The sequence below is a fragment of the Vogesella perlucida genome (genome assembly GCF_979366545.1).
This window is the reverse complement of sequence record NZ_CEETRO010000009.1, coordinates 16,604-33,955: the sequence shown is the minus strand read 5'-3', so window position 1 is coordinate 33,955 and position 17,352 is coordinate 16,604. Positions and strand designations below refer to the sequence as shown.

Below are 17,352 nucleotides of genomic sequence, written 5' to 3'. Positions count from 1 at the left end.
ACCCTGTTCGCCGGCCCGGCAGGGTGGTTTTGTTTGCAGCCTGCCGGGCCGGGCGCCGGCGCGTGCAGGTTAGCCCAGCTCTTTCATCAGCTCCTTCACCCGTACGATGCGCATGGCCACGTCCGGTATCGGGCTTTCCACCCGCAGCTTGTCCTGGCCCGCCAGCTTGTAGTTACGCTTGCTCTGGATCAGCTGGATGATCTTCATCGGGTCGATCGGCGGGTTCGGCACAAAAGTCAGCTGGATGGCTACCTCGCTGGCGTCCAGTTTCTGGATACCCATCTCGCGTGCGGCCAACCTGAGCCGGTGGCTTTCGATCAGCGTTTTCACGTTTTGCGGCGGCAGGCCAAAGCGGTCAATCAGCTCTTCGTGGATGGTGTCGATCTCGTCTTCGCTATCGCAGGTGGCCAGCCGTTTGTAGATCACCAGCCGCTCGTGCACGCCGGGGCAGTAGTCGTCCGGCAGCAGGGCGGGGCTGTGCAGGTTGATTTCGGTGGTCACACCCAGTGGTGCATCCAAGTCTGGCTCGCGCCCCTTTTTGAGGTCGCGCACGGCTTGTTTCAGCATTTCGGTAAACAGGCTGAAACCTACTTCTTGCATCTCGCCCGATTGCCCCTCGCCCAGTACCTCGCCAGCACCGCGGATTTCCAGGTCGTGCATGGCCAGGTAGAAGCCGGAGCCCAGCTCTTCGGATGCCTGGATCGCCTCCAGCCGCTTTTGCGCATCGCGCGTCATGCCGTCGCCGCTGAGCAGGTAGGCGTAAGCCTGGTGGTGGCTGCGGCCAACCCGGCCGCGCAGCTGGTGCAGCTGGGCCAGGCCGAACTTGTCGGCGCGGTTGATCAGGATAGTGTTGGCGTTGGGGATGTCGATACCGGTTTCGATGATGGTGGAGCACAGCAACACGTTGTAGCGCACCTGCAGGAAGTCGCGCATCACCTGCTCCAGCTCGCGCTCGCGCAGCTGGCCGTGCGCCACGGCAATACGCGCCTCCGGCACCAGCTCGGCCAGCTTTTCGCGCATGTTCTCGATGGTGTCTACCTCGTTATGCAGGAAGAACACCTGGCCGCCGCGTTTGAACTCGCGCAGCATCGCCTCGCGGATAATGCCGTTGTTGATGGGGCTGACAAAGGTTTTGACCGCCAGCCGGCGCGATGGCGCGGTGGTGATGGCCGAAAACTCGCGCAGGCCTTCCAGCGCCATGGACAGTGTGCGCGGAATCGGCGTGGCGGTGAGGGTGAGCACGTCCACATTGGCGCGCAGGCGCTTGAGCTGCTCTTTCTGGCGTACGCCAAAGCGGTGCTCTTCGTCGATGATCACCAGCCCCAGGTTCTTGAAGCTGACATCCGGCTGCACCAGCTTGTGGGTGCCGATGACGATATCGATACTGCCTGCGGCCAACCCTTCCATCGCCTGCTTCACTTCCTTGGCGCTCTTGAAGCGCGACAGCTCGGCAATACGCACCGGCCAGTCTGCAAAACGGTCGCTAAAGTTCTGGAAATGCTGCTCGGCCAGCAGGGTGGTGGGTACCAGTACGGCCACCTGTTTGCCGCCCATCACCGCCACAAAGGCGGCGCGCAGCGCGACTTCGGTTTTGCCAAAGCCCACGTCGCCGCACACCAGGCGGTCCATCGGGCGGCCGCTGGTCATGTCGTGGATCACCGCCTCGATGGCGCTGGCCTGGTCGGGGGTTTCTTCAAAGCCGAAACCGGCGGCAAAGGCGTCGTAATCGTGGTGGTTCAGCGTAAAGCTGTGGCCTTCGCGCGCGGCGCGCTGGGCGTACAGGTTGAGCAGCTCGGCGGCGGTGTCACGGGCTTTTTCGGCGGCTTTTTTCTTGGCTTTGTCCCAGGCCGGGCTGCCCAGGCGGTGCAGCTGCACATTGTCGCTGGCGTGGCCGGCGTAGCGGCTGATCAGCTGCAGCTGGGCCACCGGCACGTACAGCGTGGCGCCTTCGGCGTACTCCAGCTGCATCATCTCGGTTTCGCCTTCGCCCAGGTCGATGGACACCAGGCCCATATAGCGGCCAATGCCGTGCGATTCGTGCACCACCGGGTCGCCTACTTTTACCTCGGCCAGGTCGCGCAGCATGGCGTCGTTGTTGGCCGCCGTTTTGCGGCGCTTGCCCTGGCTGCGGGCAATGTGCTGGTACAGCTCGGCCTCGGTCACGATGGCGATGCCGGCGTCGTGCAGCTCGAAACCGTTAAACAGCGGCGCGTGAATCAGGCCCAGTGGCGCGCGGCTGTCGACAAAAGCCTGCCAGCTGTCTACCGGCTGCGCCTTGATGCCGTGCTCCTGCAAAAAGTGCTGCAGGGTTTCGCGCCGTCCCAGGCTTTCGGCGGCAATCAGTACGCGGCCGCTGTAGCGGCGGGTGAAGTCGGCCAGTTTGGTGAGCGGGTTGTCGGCGCGGCGGTCTACGGCCAGCTCGGGCAGCGGCAGGTAGCCGCAGTCACCGCTGCCGGACATGTCCAGCCGGGCGTAGGGCTTGATGGCGCCCATCAGTTCGTCCGGGCGCAAGAACAGCTCGGCCGGGGCCAGCACCGGGCGCTCCGGGTTGCCGCCGGCCATATTGTGGCGGCTTTGCGCATCGCGCCAGAAGTCTTCGGCCGCGGCCATGATATTGCCGTGCAGGATCAGCTGGGCGCTGTCGCCCAGGTAATCGAACAGGGTGGCGGTGTGGTCGAAGAACAGGGGCAGGTAGTACTCGATACCGGCTGGCCACAAGTTATTGGACACATCCTTGTAGATGCGGCTTTTGGACGGGTCGCCATCGATTTTCTCGCGGTAGTGCTGGCGAAAGGCGGTGACGGCAGCTTCGTCGGTGGGGTACTCGCGTGCCGGTAGCAGGCGGATCTCCGGTACCGGGTACAGCGTACGCTGGGTGTCGGGGTCGAAGGTTTTCAGGCTGTCGATTTCGTCATCGAACAAGTCAATGCGGTAAGGCAGCGCGCTGCCCATAGGGAACAGGTCGACCAGCCCGCCGCGAATCGAAAACTCGCCCGGTGCCACCACTTGCGATACGTGCTGGTAGCCGGCGGTGACCATGTCGGCGCGCAGCCGGTCTACGTCCAGGCGCTGTTTCAGTTTGAGCCAGAAGGTGCGGCCCAGCAAAAAGCTCATCGGTGACAGCCGCGTGATGGCAGTCGTGAGCGGCGCAATGACGACATCGCACTCGCCATTGCGGATTTGCCACAGCGTGGCCAGGCGCTCGGAGACCAGGTCGCTGTGCGGCGAAAAATGGTCGTAGGGCAGGGTTTCCCAGTCGGGCAGCAGGGCAATGCGCCACGCGGGGCGGAAGAAGGGCAGCTCTGCTTTTAGGCGCTGGGCATCCTGTGCGCTGGCTGTCAGGATCAGGATAGGTTGGCCGCTATCCGGCAGCGCGGCGATCAGGGCGCTGTCGGCGCTGCCGGCTGGCAGGGCCAGCAGGGTCTTCTGCCCGTTTGCGGGCCACGGTGGCAAAGTGCTGGTCATATCGCTACACATTCTCAAAGAGGCAGGTATTATAGAGCCACACTGGGCCTACAGCTGCGCCAGACAGCGACCTTCATCATGAATCCAGTGTCCCACCCGTAAGTTCACCACAGAATGAATACAGCCTGCTTGCACGGGGGCGGGGCGGCGTTACGATAAAACAGGCAGGGGAGAGGTGGAAAAAAACACCATAGGTGCGCTGGTCGCACTGATTTTGTTTGCAACAGGCATGCTGTTCTGGCCACCACAGTGGCAGGAGGCATTACCCATGGCCACCTTTGTGGCCCATGCCATGATGGCCTGGCGCTTTGCTGCCGGGCGTTTTGGCGTGGTGTGGTGGTGGGGCGGCCCGGTGGCGCTGCTGGCGCTGTTGACCATGCCCTTGGCCGAAGCCGTGTTGTGGGCCCTGTCGTTTGCCAGCATGCTGCTGGCCCTGTCCCGTGTGCTGCCTGCTGCCGATTACCGGCTCACTGCCTTGTCTTCCCTTTTGCGTTTGCAGCTGCGCTGCGCCTTGCCAGCTGCTTGCCTGGTGGCCACGCTGGCGGGCGTCATGCCTGCCGCAGGCTGGCCCGTACTGCTGAACCATTTCATGCTGGCCTGGTTGACGCTGGTGCTGGTATTGCCATTGGCCTATGCCAGCTTCCCCAACGATGCGATGCGCCGTGACACCCTGTGGCTGATGCTGGCAACCGTGTTAGCGGGGGGCGTACTGTGGGCGCTGCAGCGCCAGGCTTGTTTTACATCGTGCCTGCTGGCTTTTTTGCCGCTACTGCTTCTGGCAGCGCTGCGTGGCGGGTTGACTGGCGTGGCCGGGGTCGGTGTGGCGCTGTTGTTTACCCTGTCGTTGCCTGGCTTGCTGTGGGGCCAGTCCTGGCCGCTGAGCCTGAATCTGGCCGGCTGGCTACTGGTGGCGATCCTGGTTTTACTGGCGGGGATGGTGGCGGTATTTGGCGATGGCCACCGGCGGCGCGAGCGTTTGTTGCAGGATGTGCAGGCGCGTTTCGAGTCGCTGCTGAACCAGAGCACCAGCCTGATGACGCTGAAGGACCTGGATGGTCGCTATCTGGTGGTGAATCTGAACTTCGCCCGGCTGTTTGGCCGCTCTCCGCTTTACTTCAAGGGGCGTGCTGCCCGCGATGTGTTTGCTGCTGAAGAAGCCAAGCTGATTGCCGAGCACGACTTGCAGGTGTTGCGTAGCCTGGAGCCGCGCCAGTTTGAAGAAAACATTACCGTAGACGGTCAGAGCCTGCGCATGCTGTCCAGTGTGTTTCCGCTGTTCGATAGCGAAGGCCTGCCATCGGGTGTGGGCAGCATTTCGGTAGACATTACCCAGCGCGCAGCCGAAGAGCGGTTGCGCCAGGAAGCGGTGGAAAAATACCGCGCCGTGGTAGAGCAATCAATGGTGGGGATTTACATCACGCAGGAAGAAGAGCTGGTGTATGTGAACCCCAAGCTGGCCGACCTGGTGCAATACGATGCCGACGAGCTGGTGGGCCGTCATATCGGCATGGTGCTCACGCCGGCAGAAGCCCAGCGCATCAGTGCGCAAATCCGCCGCCGTATTGCTGACAATATCCAGAACATGCACTACACCACGCGCTTGTTGTGCAAGGACGGCGAGGAGGTGGATGTAGAAGTGCACAGCCGTCTGTTTGACTACCAGGGCCGTAAAGCGATTATCGGTGTGGTAATGGATATTTCCGACCGTGTCGCCGCCAGCGCCGAGCTGCGTCTGGCCGCCACCGTGTTCGACAATGCCACCGAGGGCATTCTGGTGACCGACGCCGAAGGCCGCATCGTCATGGTCAACCAGGCGTTTACCCGTATCACCGGTTTTGGTTCGGACGAAGCCATCGGCCGGGTATCGCGCATGCTGCGTACGGCCAACCGCGAGCGCAACCGCGCGCTGGTCGAGTCGCTGGAGCGCGATGGGCATTGGAAAGGCGAAATGTTTGATCGCCATAAGAGCGGCGACCCCTACGTAGCCGAGCTGTCCATCAGCGCGGTGCGGGCTACCCACGGCGGGCTGACGCACTATGTGGGTGTGTTTTCCGACATTACCGGCCGCAAGCAAGCCGAAGACCGCCTGCAGTTTCTGGCCAGCCACGACCCGCTCACCCGCCTGCCTAACCGTAGCGCGCTGATCGAGGCCATCGACAACACCATTATCGAATCAGCTGAGGCAGTACCGGCGCTGGCGGTGATGTTTATCGACCTGGACCGCTTCAAGCTGATTAACGACTCGTTTGGTCACCAGGCCGGCGATGAGGTGCTGCACGAAATTGCCGCGCGGCTTACCCAATCGGCACAGCGTTTTGGCCTGGTAGCACGGTTGGGCGGCGATGAGTTCACGCTACTGGTCAGCAATTTTGACAGCCATGAAGCACTGGGCCGTATGGCCGAAGAAGTGTTGGCCGCGCTGGCGCGCCCCATGCGGGTAGAGCAGCACGAGGTCTTTGTCAGCGGCAGTATCGGTATCAGCGTGTATCCCAACGACGGCATCGACGCCGCCACCCTGCTGAAAAATGCCGATGCCGCCATGTACCGCGCCAAGGAAGCCGGCAAGAACACCTACCAGTTCTTTGATGCCGAGATGAACACGCAAACCTTCGAGCGCCTGTTGATGGAAAGCGGTTTGCGCCAGGCGCTGGAGCGGCGCGAGTTCGAACTGCACTACCAGCCGCAGGTCTCCTGCGACGGTGTGGCACTGGAAGGCGTGGAGGCGCTGATACGCTGGCGCCACCCGCAGCTGGGCCTGGTACCGCCGGGGCGCTTCATTCCGCTGGCCGAAGAAACCGGCCTGATCAAGCCTATCGGTGCCTGGGTGTTGCGCGAAGCCTGCCATCAAATGATTGCGTGGGACAAAGCCGGCATGTGTGTGCCCCGGCTGGCGGTCAATTTGTCTGCGCGCCAGTTCGAGCAGCAAACCCTGCTGAACGAAGTGAACGACGTGCTGGCGGTCACCGGCCTGGCCGCGTCGCGACTGGAGCTGGAAATTACCGAGTCCATGCTGATGCAAAACCCGCAAGAAGCCATCTCGCTACTGGGCGAGCTCAAGGCGCTGGGGGTCAAGCTGTCCATTGACGACTTTGGCACCGGCTATTCCTCGCTGTCCACACTCAAGCGTTTCCCGCTGGATTACCTGAAGGTAGACCGCTCGTTTATCGAAGGCTTGCCGGATGATGGCGATAGCGCGGCCATCACCGAAGCCATTATCGCCATGGCGCGCAAACTGCACTTCACCGTGATCGCCGAAGGGGTGGAGACCGCCGCACAGGGCGCGTTCCTGCGCCAGGCAGGCTGCGCCATCTTACAGGGCTATTTCTTCAGCAGGCCGCTACCGGCGGGCGAGCTGGCACAATGGTTGGCCGCACGCCAGCAGCAGGTGCCCTTGCTGATAGAGGGCGACGATGAGCTGTAAGCTGCAAAAGCACAAAGCGCCGCGCATTAAGCGGTACAATGCGCGGTTCTATTGATAAGGTGATGCCTCATGAGCAACAAGAAACTCATTCACGGCTTTCATGCCGTTAATGCCCGCCTGTGGCAAAACCCGAAATCCGTGCTGGAAATCTTTCTGGCTGGCGGCCGTCAGGACGCCCGCGCCCAAGCCGTGCTGGACAAAGCCGCCGGCGAAAGCGTGAAAGCCCACATTGTGGACAAGGCCCGTCTGGACAGCCTGACCGGCAATGCCCGCCATCAGGGCGTGGTGGCCATGATCGACGCCAACCAGAACTTCGTCACGCTGGATGACGTGCTGGAAAACCTGTCCGAGCCGCCGCTGTTGCTGATTCTGGACGGCGTGACAGACCCGCATAATCTGGGCGCTTGCCTGCGCGTGGCCGACGCCATGGGCGCGCACGCTGTCATCGCCCCCAAAGACCGTTCCGCCACGCTGAATGCCACCGTGTCCAAGGTCGCCTGCGGTGCTGCCGAGGTGATGCCCTACATCACGGTGACCAACCTGGCGCGCACCCTGCGCGACCTGAAAGACGCTGGTGTATGGATTGCCGGTACGACCATGGAAGCCGATACCGACCTGTATCACTTTGACGCCAGCGGCCCGTTGGCCTGGGTGATGGGGGCTGAAGGCGAGGGCATGCGCCGCCTCACGCGCGAACACTGCGACGTGCTGGTGTCTATCCCCATGTTTGGTACCGTAGAAAGCCTGAACGTGTCGGTGTCGTCCGGCATGGTATTGAGCGAGAGTCGCCGTCAGCGCGTGCTCAAGCAGGGTTAAGCCCTGCAGCGTGGCCGCGGCCAACGTAGTTTTGCGCAGCAGGGGCTGGCCGGGCAGGCCAGCCCCTGCTGTTTTGTGCGCCAGGCTTTTATTGCTACGCCCGCAGTGGCTGCCCGTAGCGGGCTGCCCGTGCTAGCCTTGTTTTTGAAAGTATAAATGAATTTACTTTCAATAAAAAACGAGGAATAAGGGCGATGAAGAAACTAACACTACTGTTAATGATGGCGCTACCCGCCAGCGTAATGGCCGCTACCAGCGCAGCCACCCACCATGCTTTACTGACCTGCATGCCGGACCAACGGCAGGATGGTGTGGTCAGTGAGGAATTCAACAAGTTGTTTCCCGAGCTGATCAAACAGGCCATTGCCAAAGTAAAGAGCGGCACGGTTACCGAAGCGTATTTTCTGGATGAAAACTACCGCAATGGCGCGGCGTTTCTGGTGAAAGGCAAGACGGGTACCGAAGCCCGTGCCAACGCCGAACAATTCAAACATGAAACCGAAAAGTTGCTGACCCAGTTCAAGTTGCCCTTTAAAGGGCGCTGCATGGTCGGCGCCCGAATGGTGCTGCCCAGATAAGCAACACCGTGTGTTGTGATGATCGAACCGCCACCAACAGGTGGCGGTTTTTTATTGCCACCTGGCAGGAACACGAGCGTCATCGTCTTGTCTGTATACCCTTGTGGGGTATATAGTCATCGATAACTGACACAGGGAGGCGTTATGCAACGTCGTCATTTTCTGAAAGCCGCCGGCCTGCTGGCCGTGGCGGTACCCGCGCTGCGCCAGGCGCAAGCACAAACCGCCATGGATCACGCCGCCATGGGCCACGATATGGGCCACGCCATGCCCGCGCCAGCCGCCCAGGGCCTGAGCCTGCCGCGTGGCGAGCACTTGCCTGCGCTACAGCCACTGGTCAACCAGGCGGCAGAGCCAGGCCGTTTTGCCGCCAGCCTGCGCGCGGCGCCGGTGCAGGTAGCCCTGTGGGGCGATGCCCGACAAACTACCTTCTGGGCCTTTAACGATAGCGTGCCCGGCCCGCTGATCGAGCTGTGGGAAGGCGACGAAGTTGACATCGGTTTTGACAACGCGCTACCGCAGCCGTCTACCATCCACTGGCATGGCATGCCGGTGCCGCCGGCAGAGGATGGCAACCCGCAAGACCCGGTAGCGCCCGGCAAGGGCCGCCGCTACCGTTACACGCTGCCGCCAGGCTGCGCCGGTACCTACTGGTACCACCCGCACCCGCACGGCCACACTGCCGAACAAGCGTTTCGGGGCCTGGCAGGACCGATTATCGTGCGCAGCAAAACCGACCCGCTGCGCCATCTGCCAGAGCGCCACCTGCTGCTGTCCGACCTGAAGCTGGCAGCTGATGGCCAGATTGCGGCGAACGACATGGCCGACCTGCACGATGGCCGCGAAGGCCAGTTCGTGCTGATCAACGGCGCGTGGCAGCCCGTGATCACACTGGGCGAAGGCGAGCGCCAGCGCTGGCGCATCTGGAACGCCAGCAGTAGCCGCATCATCAAGCTGGCCCTGCCCGCGCACGAGGTGCAGTTGGTGGGTACCGACGGTGGCCTGATCGGCGCACCGCAGCCGGTAGACAGCGTACTGTTGTCGCCGGGGGAGCGCTGCGAGCTGGTCGTCACCGGCCGTTTCAAGCCCGGCCAGCCGGCGGGGCTGATCAGCCAGCCCTACGAGCGCGGCAAGCGCATGCACCCGGAGCAGGAAAAAGACGACACGCTGGCCAGCATTGTGGCTCATGGCATGCGGCCAACCCTGGCCCTGCCCGCCAGCTTACGGCCGATTGAACCGTTGGGTGCACCTGGCTTCCGTCGCAAGATCGTGCTATCCGAAAACATGGCCGACCCGAAAGCCCCGTTCCTGATCAATGGCCAAAGCTACGACATGAACCGTATCGATGGCACCGGCCAGGTTGGCCGCATTGAGGAATGGGAAGTCATTGCCGATGCGCACATGGATCACCCCTTCCATCTGCACGGCACGCAGTTCCAGGTAGTGGCGCGCACCGTAGATGGCATCTGGGAGGATGAGCCTTTCCTGGCGTGGCGCGACACCGTCAACGTACCGGCTGGTGGCATGGTGCGCCTGCGCTTTGTGCAGACTTTGCCGGGCCTGCGCATGTTCCACTGCCACATCCTGGAGCACGAAGACCAGGGCATGATGGCGCAAATCGACTTTTTGCCGGGCTAAACCATGACTGAACCACAACACGACTGCTGCAGCAGCCCGAAAAGCGTGGTGCAGCCCGACAAGGCCGCATTGATGAAGCGCCTGGCGCGGCTGGAAGGCCAGGTGCGCGGCATCGCCGGCATGATAGAAGGCGACCGCTACTGCGTGGATGTACTCACCCAGATCGCCGCCGCCCGTTCGGCGCTGGACGCAGTGGCGCAGCAGCTGCTGGAAAACCACCTCAAGGGCTGCGTGGCCCGTGCGGTAAACGAAGGCAATAGCGACGAGGCCATCGCCGAAGTGATGGCCCTGCTCAAGAAAATGCGTTGAACAGGAGAACAAGCATGAACCAGCACATCATCAAGGTAGACGGCATGACCTGCGGCGGCTGTGCTGCCGGCGTGAGCCGCGCATTGCAGGCCGTGGCCGGTGTGGCCCAGGTGCAGGTAGACCTGGCCAGCAAGGCCGTGACCATCCATTTTGACGGTGACGCGCAGCCCGCCGCCTGGCAACAGGCCGTAGAAAACGCCGGTTTTGATGTAATCGGCTGACACACTGGCCGCCGCTGGCGGCAAATGCCTGAATATCCACGCGTTTGGCTTGCTAGCGCGGGCCAAACTCCGTACAATCTTCAGCTTTTAACCCTTGCCCTTCGCTATCGCGCATGACGAAGGGCTTTATAGCCACAAGGAGTTCACATGCGGCATTACGAAATCGTGTTCATCGTCCATCCGGATCAGAGCGAACAGGTTGGTGCTATGGTTGAGCGTTACAAGGGCATGGTCCTGAACGCTGATGGCAAAATCCACCGTCTGGAAGACTGGGGCCGTCGTCAACTGGCTTACCCGATCCAGAAAGTTCACAAAGCTCACTACGTTCTGATGAACGTTGAGTGCGCTCCGGAAACTCTGGCCGAGATCGAGCACGCCTTCAAATTCAACGACGCCGTTCTGCGTCACCTGACCATCAAGATGACTCGTGCTATCACCGAAGCATCCCCGATGATGAAGGACGAAAAGGCCAAGAGCCTGCTGGAAGGCCAGCAAGCTGCAGCCGAGGCTGAAGTAGCTGCCTAATTGGGCAACACTGCATCCTTGCAGAACCGACTTGAACTGACCGTTACGGTCGAACGCGAAGACCCTTTGCGACACACCCCAGCCGGCATGCCGGTACTGGAAATGTGGCTAAGGCACCACTCCCGGCAAACCATTGCCACCCTGGAACGCGACGTGTCCTGCGAAATACAGGCCGTAGCCATGGGGGAGCTAGCCAAACAGCTGGCAGGGAAGATGGCAGGAAACACTGTGCACTGCACAGGCTTTCTGAATCAGCGCAGTCTCCGTAATCCGCGGTTGGTTCTACACATCGAATTTGTTGAATTTGTTAAAGGTTAATCACATGGCTCGTCAACTCTTCAAGCGCAAGAAGTTCTGCCGCTTTACCGCGGAAGGCATCAAGGAAATCGACTACAAATCCGTTGATCTGCTGAAGGACTTCATTGCCGAAAACGGCAAAATCATCCCGGCCCGTATCACCGGCACCAAAGCAGGCTATCAGCGTCAGCTGTCCGAAGCCATCAAGCGCGCGCGCTTCCTGGCCTTCCTGCCGTACACCGACCAGCATTAATTCCGGGATAAGGATACGACAAGATGCAAATCATTCTGCTCGAACAAGTTGCTAACCTGGGTGTACTGGGTGACGTGGTAAACGTGAAGAACGGCTACGCCCGTAACTTCCTGATCCCGCAAGGCAAAGCAAAACGCGCAACCGCCGCTAACCTGCAAGAATTCGAAGCTCGCCGTGTCGAGCTGGAAGCCAAACAGGCTGAAATTCTGGCAGACGCGAAAGCGCGCGCTGAAAAACTGGTAGACGCTTCCTTCACCATCGCTCAAAAAGCAGGTGTTGACGGCCGTCTGTTCGGTTCCGTAACCAACGTTGACATCGCCGAAGCCATCACCGCTACTGGCGTTGCAGTTAAGCGTTTCGAAGTTCGTCTGCCGAACGGCCAGCTGAAGGCCATCGGTGAGTACGACGTAGAAATCGCTCTGCACCACGACGTGGTTGCTGCAGTGAAGATCGTTGTTGTTGCTGCTGTTTAATCCAGCGTAACGGCATCATCAAAAAAGCCGCCTTTGGGCGGCTTTTTGTTTTTCTGTGCCGCCATGTCGCACCGGCCAAAGCTAGTGTCCTGTTTCTGAACGATTTTCCTGCTGTCATGACCGATAATGTCTAGACATTATTGGAGAAAAATCATGGAAACCCTGATTGTGCTGTGCGCGGTCTACTTTCTGCTGATGCCTATCGTGGGGGGCGCGCTGGCCTTTCTGGCCGGTGCCGTGCGTACCCGCCTGACGGCACAGCCTAAAGCCCTGACTGGCTGGCACCCGCTGAACCCGTACTACAAGCTGTCGCCCTACCACTTCGGCAAGCGCTAAGCGCACCGGGTGGTCAAAAAATAGCCCCGCACTGCGGGGCTTTGTCATGTCTGGTGCCGATACAGCCCAAGGTTGGCCGCATGCGGCCAACCTTGGCTATTTCAGGGCCAGTGCCATCTGCAGGCAATCGCGATATTGCCCTGCCTGGAAGGCGTAGCCTTGCAGCAGCGCTTCCTGCTGAAAGCCCAGCTTGCGGTACAGCGCCATGGCCGCGGTGTTACCGGCAAATACCGTGAGCTCCATGCGGTGGTAGGGTTGGTAATCGCGTACCTGCTGCACCATGGCCGATAGCAGCGCGCTGCCCACGCCGCGGCCTTGCCAGGCTGGCGCTACCGAAATGCCCACGCTGATGATGTGCGCCAGCCGCGGGTTGTCGTGCGGTGCCCAGGCGCCGCAGTGGCCAATGATGGCACCGTCTGCGTCGCAGGCGACCAGTACGGTGCCGCCGTGCTTGGCCAGCCGTTTTTGCCAGTTGGCGGTGGTGGGGTAGGGCAGCTGCAGCGTGTTGCCGTAGGTGCTGTCGTGGGCCATCAGTGCAGCCATGCCGGCGGCGTCGCCCGGCTCGGCGTGGCGCAGGCTGAACAGGCTGCCGGCGGGCACGCGCTCCACTGTCTGGTCGCTCGATATGTCCAAAGGCTCGCCTAGCTCACCTTCGCGAAAGCGTAGTCGTGCCATCAGCACGGCGTCTTCGTACACGCCTTCGCGCAGGTTGAAACCACGACTGACACCTTCGTGGCGGAAGCCGAAGCGCTCGTACAGCGCGATGGCACCGTGGTTGTCGTGCACGGCGTCCAGCTCGATGCGCTTCAGGTCCAGCCAGTTGTCGGCGTAGTCCAGCACCGCGCGCAGCAGGGCGCTGCCCACGCCCTTGCCCTGCCAGTCGTCACGTACAAACAGAAAAAACAGCGCGCTATGGCGGCGGCGCAGGCTGTGCCCAGGCAGGTGCAGGCCACCACAGCCCACCAGCTCCCCGCTTTCGGTACAGGCTACCAGCGCGTGGCTGGTTTCCGGGTAGTGATCCAGAAAGGCCTGGGTGGCAGCCAGCGACTGGAACGGCTGCTGCAGGGTATTGCGCACGACGCCGGGCGATTGGCGCAGGCGGAACAGCGCAGCCGCATCGGTGGGCTGCAGGCGACGAATGGTGTAAGCCATGGGGGCTCCGAAGTTGATGGACGGCGGCGGCTGGCCGCACCCGAAGCTTTACCTTGCCATTGCTGCCCGCTGCATGGCAACTGCCCGTGCGGGCAAGCCGGCACGGGCAGCAAGGTTGGCCGCAGGTGGGCTGCGTGGCTGCTTAGCGCTTGGCCTGGGTAGCGCGGTCTACCAGTACCATCAGGTGCTGGTAGGGGATGCCGCCGTGTTCGGACAGGCCGATCTCGCAGGTGGCGCTGGTGGAAAAGCCGCTGCCGCAGTCGCGTACTTGCTGGCGCAGGCCGGTCAGTGCGCTTTCGTTCAGTTCCGGGTGGCTAAAGCCTTTGTCGCCGGCAAAGCCGCAGCAGGTAATGCCCTTGGGCTCCAGTACCTGTGTGGCGCAGCGGCTTGCCAGCGCGTTGAGCATGCCGGCCTGGCCTTTTTTGCGCATGCTGCACACCACGTGCAAGGCTACCTGCTCGTCTTGCGGGGTAAAGGCCAGGTGTTCGGCGGCGACCTCGTGCACAAAGCTGGTCACGTCCATCACCTGCAGGCGCGGGTCGCGGATGCCGTCCAGCAGCGCAGCGGTACACACGCCGTTGTCGATGATCACCGGCAGGCGGCCGTTATCGCTGGCGGCCAGCAGCGCTGCCTCCAGCTCGCTGACCTTTTTATCGGCAGCGTCCTGCGCGCCCTTGGACTTGAACGGCGTGCCGCAGCACAGGTTGGCCAGCCCGTCGGGGTAGACAATGCCGTAACCGGCTTTGCCCAGTACCGACGCCACCACTTCGTTCAGCGGGCGCTGGTCCGGCATATGGCGCGACGGCACAAAAGTGCGGGTAAGGCAGGATGGCAGGTACACCACCTGGCGCGGGCTGTGCGCGTTGACGCCCAGCGCTTTCATCTGGCCGGCAGCACGCGGGAAGTAGCGGTTCCAGCGCGGAATATGGCGGCCACCCACCTTGCGCAGTGCGCGCATCACACCGCCGGTGGCGCTGTCGCCTGCTACGGCGTGCACGATGTCCAGCGCTTTCAGGCCCAGCTTGGCACCCGTGGTGGCGCTGGAAAAGTTGTCGGCCAGGGTATTGGCCACCGCCCAGCCTACGTCGCTCAGGCTGGCCTGGCGGATCAGGCTGGTGAGGCTGCCGGTATTGATGCCCACCGGGCAGGCGGTTTCGCACAGGCCACAGGTAGTACAGGTTTCGTCGCCGGCGTACTGGTAGGCGGCGCGGATGTCGGCCAGGCGTTCGTTGTCGCCGGTTTTTTCCAGCAGCGCCATTTCTCGGTTGGCCACAATGCGCTGGCGCGGGGTGAGGGTAATGGCGCGGCTGGGGCACATCACTTCGCAGAAGCCGCACTCGATGCACTTGTCGATCAGCGGGTTGGCCGCAGGGATCGGCTTGAGGTCGCGCACGTGCAGCAGCTTGTCGTGGGTAATGATCACGTCCGGGTTCAGGATGCCCTGCGGGTCGAACAGCGCCTTGATTTCCTGCATCAGGCGGTAGGCGGCTGGGCCCCATTCCATTTCCACGAACGGCGCCATATTGCGGCCGGTGCCGTGCTCGGCTTTCAGCGCACCTTCGTATTCCACCGCCACCAGCTGGCACACCGCCTCGATAAATGCCTCATAACGGGCGATTTCGGCCGGGCCGCTAAAGTTGGGGGTAAACACAAAGTGCAGGTTGCCTTCCAGCGCGTGGCCGAAAATGATGGCCTCGTCGTAGTGGAACTGGCGGAACAGCGCCTGCAGCTTCAGCGTGCCTTCGGCCAGGTGCTCGATGGGGAAGGCCACGTCTTCGATAATCACCGTGGTCTCGGCGGCGCGCATCGCCCCCACGCTGGGGAACATGCCTTTGCGGATGTTCCAGTACTGCGTGTACTCGGCCACGTCGCTGGTAAAGCGGATGCCGGTTTCTGTGGTGATGTGGGCGATAAAGCCGCTGATGGCTGCCACGTTGGCCGCAATGGCTTCCGGGGTGGCGGCACGGGTTTCGATCAGGATGGCGGCGGCGTCCGGCCCCAGCGTCTTGATGAAGTCCGGCACGCCGGCCTTGTTTTCTACCGATTTCAGGCTGGCGCGGTCCAGCAGCTCGGCAGACGACACCACGTCCTTGTGCTGCGCCAGGATCTGGATGGCGTCGCAGGCGGCCTTGATGTCGGGGTAGAACACCAGGGCCGAGGCCTTGTGCGGGTGTTCAACCACGGTGTGGTACGTTACCTCGGACACAAAAGCCAGCGTGCCTTCGCTACCCACAATCAGGTGCGCCAGCATGTCCACCGGGTCGGCAAAGTCCAGCAGTGCGTTCAGGCTGTAGCCGGTGGTGTTCTTCATCTTGTATTTGCGGCGGATGCGCGCGGCCAGGGTGTCGTCGGCCAGAATGCGTTGGCGCAGCGCAGCCAGCTGCGCCAGCAGGCTGGCGTGGCTTGTGCGGAAGGCGGCTACGCTGGCGGCGTCGCCGGTGTCCAGCACCGTGCCGTCGGCCAGTACCATGCGCAGCGATTTCAGCGTCTGGTAGGTGTTTTCGGCGGTACCGCAGCACATGCCACTGGAGTTGTTGTTGACGATGCCGCCGATCATGGCCGAGTTGATGGTGGCCGGGTCGGGGCCGATCTTGCGGCCAAACGGCAGCAGCGCGGCGTTGGCTTCGGCACCGATCACGCCCGGTTGCAGGCGGATAGCCAGGCCATTATCCAGCACCTGCAGGTTTTTCCACCCGTGGCTGGCCACAATCAGAATGGAGTCGCTCACCGCCTGGCCAGACAGGGACGTACCGGCAGCGCGGAAGGTAACCGGCAGCTGCAGGCTGGCCGCTTCACGCAGGATAGTGCGGACCTCGGCTTCGTTTTCGCTCTTGATCACCACTTTGGGCGTCAGCCGGTAACAGGAAGCATCCGTACCGTAAGCCAGGGTAGACAGCGGGTCGGTAAATACGCGGCGCGCAGGCAGGGTTTCCAGAATGCGTTGATGGAATTCGCGGTATGCACCTTGCAGCATGTCACTCTCCGGCGGCGTAGGCCTGTTGGTTTTGTGGATAGGTGATGTTGCCATACTTTATTCCCGTACCCATCAGGGGTTTGCCCTTGATTATGCGCTGCGGTTAAGCTGCAAAATCATCCGGAGGAAAAGCGATGCTTATCGAAAAAGACGATGCCACGCTGTTGGTGGTGGATATACAGGAAAAGCTGGTGCCTGCCGTGCTGGACGCAGACGGCATGGTAGCGCGCTGTCACTGGCTGATTGCGGCGGCGGTCGATCTGGGGTTGCCGGTGGTGTTTTCCGAACAATACCCGCAAGGGCTGGGCGGCACCTTGCCGCTGTTGCTGGAGGCCGCACCGCAGGCTGACGTGGTGGAAAAGCTGCATTTTTCCTGCGTGGCTGGCCAATGTTTGCCCGACGGCCTGATGTCGCGTCACCAGGTGATTGTGTGCGGTATGGAAACGCATGTTTGCGTGCTGCAAACGGTGATGGAGCTGTTACAGGCCGGCAAGCAGGTGTTTGTGGTGGCGGATGCGGTATCTAGTCGTGGCGAGCTTAACCGCGAGTACGGCCTGCAGCGCATGCGGGATGCGGGGGCGGTGCTGGTAACGCGGGAAATGGTGCTGTTCGAGTGCTTGCGGGTGTCGGGGTCGGCGCTGTTCAAACAGATGAGCAAGCGCTACCTGGTCGGTGATCAGCCCTAAAATGGTGCATGGCTGGCGTGGTGTAGGGCGCCTAAAAAAGCAAAAGGTTGGCCGCATCGCTGCGGCCAACCCCTGGCTTGTTGAGATGACGGCTTGGCCGTTCTGGTTCTCCCTCTATCAAACCTGGCGCCCCGCAGTGTGCGTGGCGCAATATCCTGAAAAGAAGCCCCGAATTGGCGCTTTGCACCAATTCGGGAAGCTTTTGCAC

General features: G+C 61.8%; 15 protein-coding genes. 12 read left to right on the top strand and 3 right to left on the bottom strand.

Features of this window, described 5'->3' with window-relative positions; translation table 11 throughout:
* Positions 1-69: 69 nt before the first annotated feature.
* A complete protein-coding gene (gene mfd / locus ACZ9XP_RS13405) occupies positions 70-3,465 on the bottom strand; it encodes a transcription-repair coupling factor (protein ID WP_465188583.1) in 3,396 nt (1,131 codons plus the stop codon).
* 268 nt (positions 3,466-3,733) lie between these two features.
* Here mfd and ACZ9XP_RS13400 point away from each other — a divergent pair, with 268 nt between their 5' ends.
* The 11 genes from ACZ9XP_RS13400 to ACZ9XP_RS13350 all read left to right on the top strand — a co-directional run bounded on the left by ACZ9XP_RS13400 (position 3,734) and on the right by ACZ9XP_RS13350 (position 12,332).
* Positions 3,734-6,886: a sensor domain-containing protein gene (locus ACZ9XP_RS13400; RefSeq protein ID WP_465188582.1), complete on the top strand. Its 3,153-nt coding sequence runs from the start codon at positions 3,734-3,736 to the stop codon at positions 6,884-6,886.
* A gap of 69 nt (positions 6,887-6,955) precedes the next feature.
* A complete protein-coding gene (rlmB, locus tag ACZ9XP_RS13395) occupies positions 6,956-7,702 on the top strand; it encodes a 23S rRNA (guanosine(2251)-2'-O)-methyltransferase RlmB (protein ID WP_017509973.1) in 747 nt (248 codons plus the stop codon).
* A 194-nt stretch (positions 7,703-7,896) separates the two neighbouring features.
* Positions 7,897-8,280 carry a hypothetical protein gene (locus ACZ9XP_RS13390; RefSeq protein ID WP_147689216.1) on the top strand — a complete coding sequence of 128 codons (384 nt, stop codon included), beginning with the start codon at positions 7,897-7,899 and terminating at the stop codon, positions 8,278-8,280.
* 144 nt (positions 8,281-8,424) lie between these two features.
* Positions 8,425-9,918 carry a multicopper oxidase family protein gene (locus ACZ9XP_RS13385; protein ID WP_147689217.1) on the top strand — a complete coding sequence of 498 codons (1,494 nt, stop codon included), beginning with the start codon at positions 8,425-8,427 and terminating at the stop codon, positions 9,916-9,918.
* A gap of 3 nt (positions 9,919-9,921) precedes the next feature.
* Positions 9,922-10,227, top strand: a complete 306-nt coding sequence (locus ACZ9XP_RS13380; protein ID WP_147689218.1) for a metal-sensitive transcriptional regulator — start codon at positions 9,922-9,924, stop codon at positions 10,225-10,227.
* 14 nt (positions 10,228-10,241) lie between these two features.
* Entirely contained in the window at positions 10,242-10,448 is a 207-nt protein-coding gene (locus ACZ9XP_RS13375; RefSeq protein ID WP_147689219.1) for a heavy-metal-associated domain-containing protein, read from the top strand.
* A 147-nt stretch (positions 10,449-10,595) separates the two neighbouring features.
* A complete protein-coding gene (gene rpsF, locus ACZ9XP_RS13370; protein ID WP_017509977.1) occupies positions 10,596-10,973 on the top strand; it encodes a 30S ribosomal protein S6 in 378 nt (125 codons plus the stop codon).
* Positions 10,974-11,291: a primosomal replication protein N gene (priB, locus tag ACZ9XP_RS13365; protein ID WP_338117442.1), complete on the top strand. Its 318-nt coding sequence runs from the start codon at positions 10,974-10,976 to the stop codon at positions 11,289-11,291.
* A gap of 4 nt (positions 11,292-11,295) precedes the next feature.
* On the top strand, positions 11,296-11,523 hold the full coding sequence (rpsR, locus tag ACZ9XP_RS13360; protein WP_017509979.1) for a 30S ribosomal protein S18: 228 nt from the start codon (positions 11,296-11,298) through the stop codon (positions 11,521-11,523).
* A 23-nt stretch (positions 11,524-11,546) separates the two neighbouring features.
* The gene (rplI, locus tag ACZ9XP_RS13355; RefSeq protein WP_465188581.1) at positions 11,547-11,996 is read left to right on the top strand and encodes a 50S ribosomal protein L9; all 450 of its coding nucleotides are present in this window, start codon (positions 11,547-11,549) and stop codon (positions 11,994-11,996) included.
* A gap of 153 nt (positions 11,997-12,149) precedes the next feature.
* Complete coding sequence (locus ACZ9XP_RS13350; RefSeq protein WP_147689221.1) at positions 12,150-12,332, top strand: hypothetical protein; 183 nt, start codon at positions 12,150-12,152, stop codon at positions 12,330-12,332.
* A 96-nt stretch (positions 12,333-12,428) separates the two neighbouring features.
* On the opposite strand, the gene ACZ9XP_RS13345 is transcribed toward ACZ9XP_RS13350, so the two are convergent.
* Entirely contained in the window at positions 12,429-13,484 is a 1,056-nt protein-coding gene (locus ACZ9XP_RS13345; protein ID WP_465188580.1) for a GNAT family N-acetyltransferase, read from the bottom strand.
* Between the two features lie 142 nt (positions 13,485-13,626).
* Complete coding sequence (locus ACZ9XP_RS13340; protein ID WP_147689223.1) at positions 13,627-16,458, bottom strand: FAD-binding and (Fe-S)-binding domain-containing protein; 2,832 nt, start codon at positions 16,456-16,458, stop codon at positions 13,627-13,629.
* A gap of 134 nt (positions 16,459-16,592) precedes the next feature.
* Here ACZ9XP_RS13340 and ACZ9XP_RS13335 point away from each other — a divergent pair, with 134 nt between their 5' ends.
* On the top strand, positions 16,593-17,144 hold the full coding sequence (locus ACZ9XP_RS13335) for an isochorismatase family protein (protein WP_147689224.1): 552 nt from the start codon (positions 16,593-16,595) through the stop codon (positions 17,142-17,144).
* Positions 17,145-17,352: the final 208 nt, after the last annotated feature.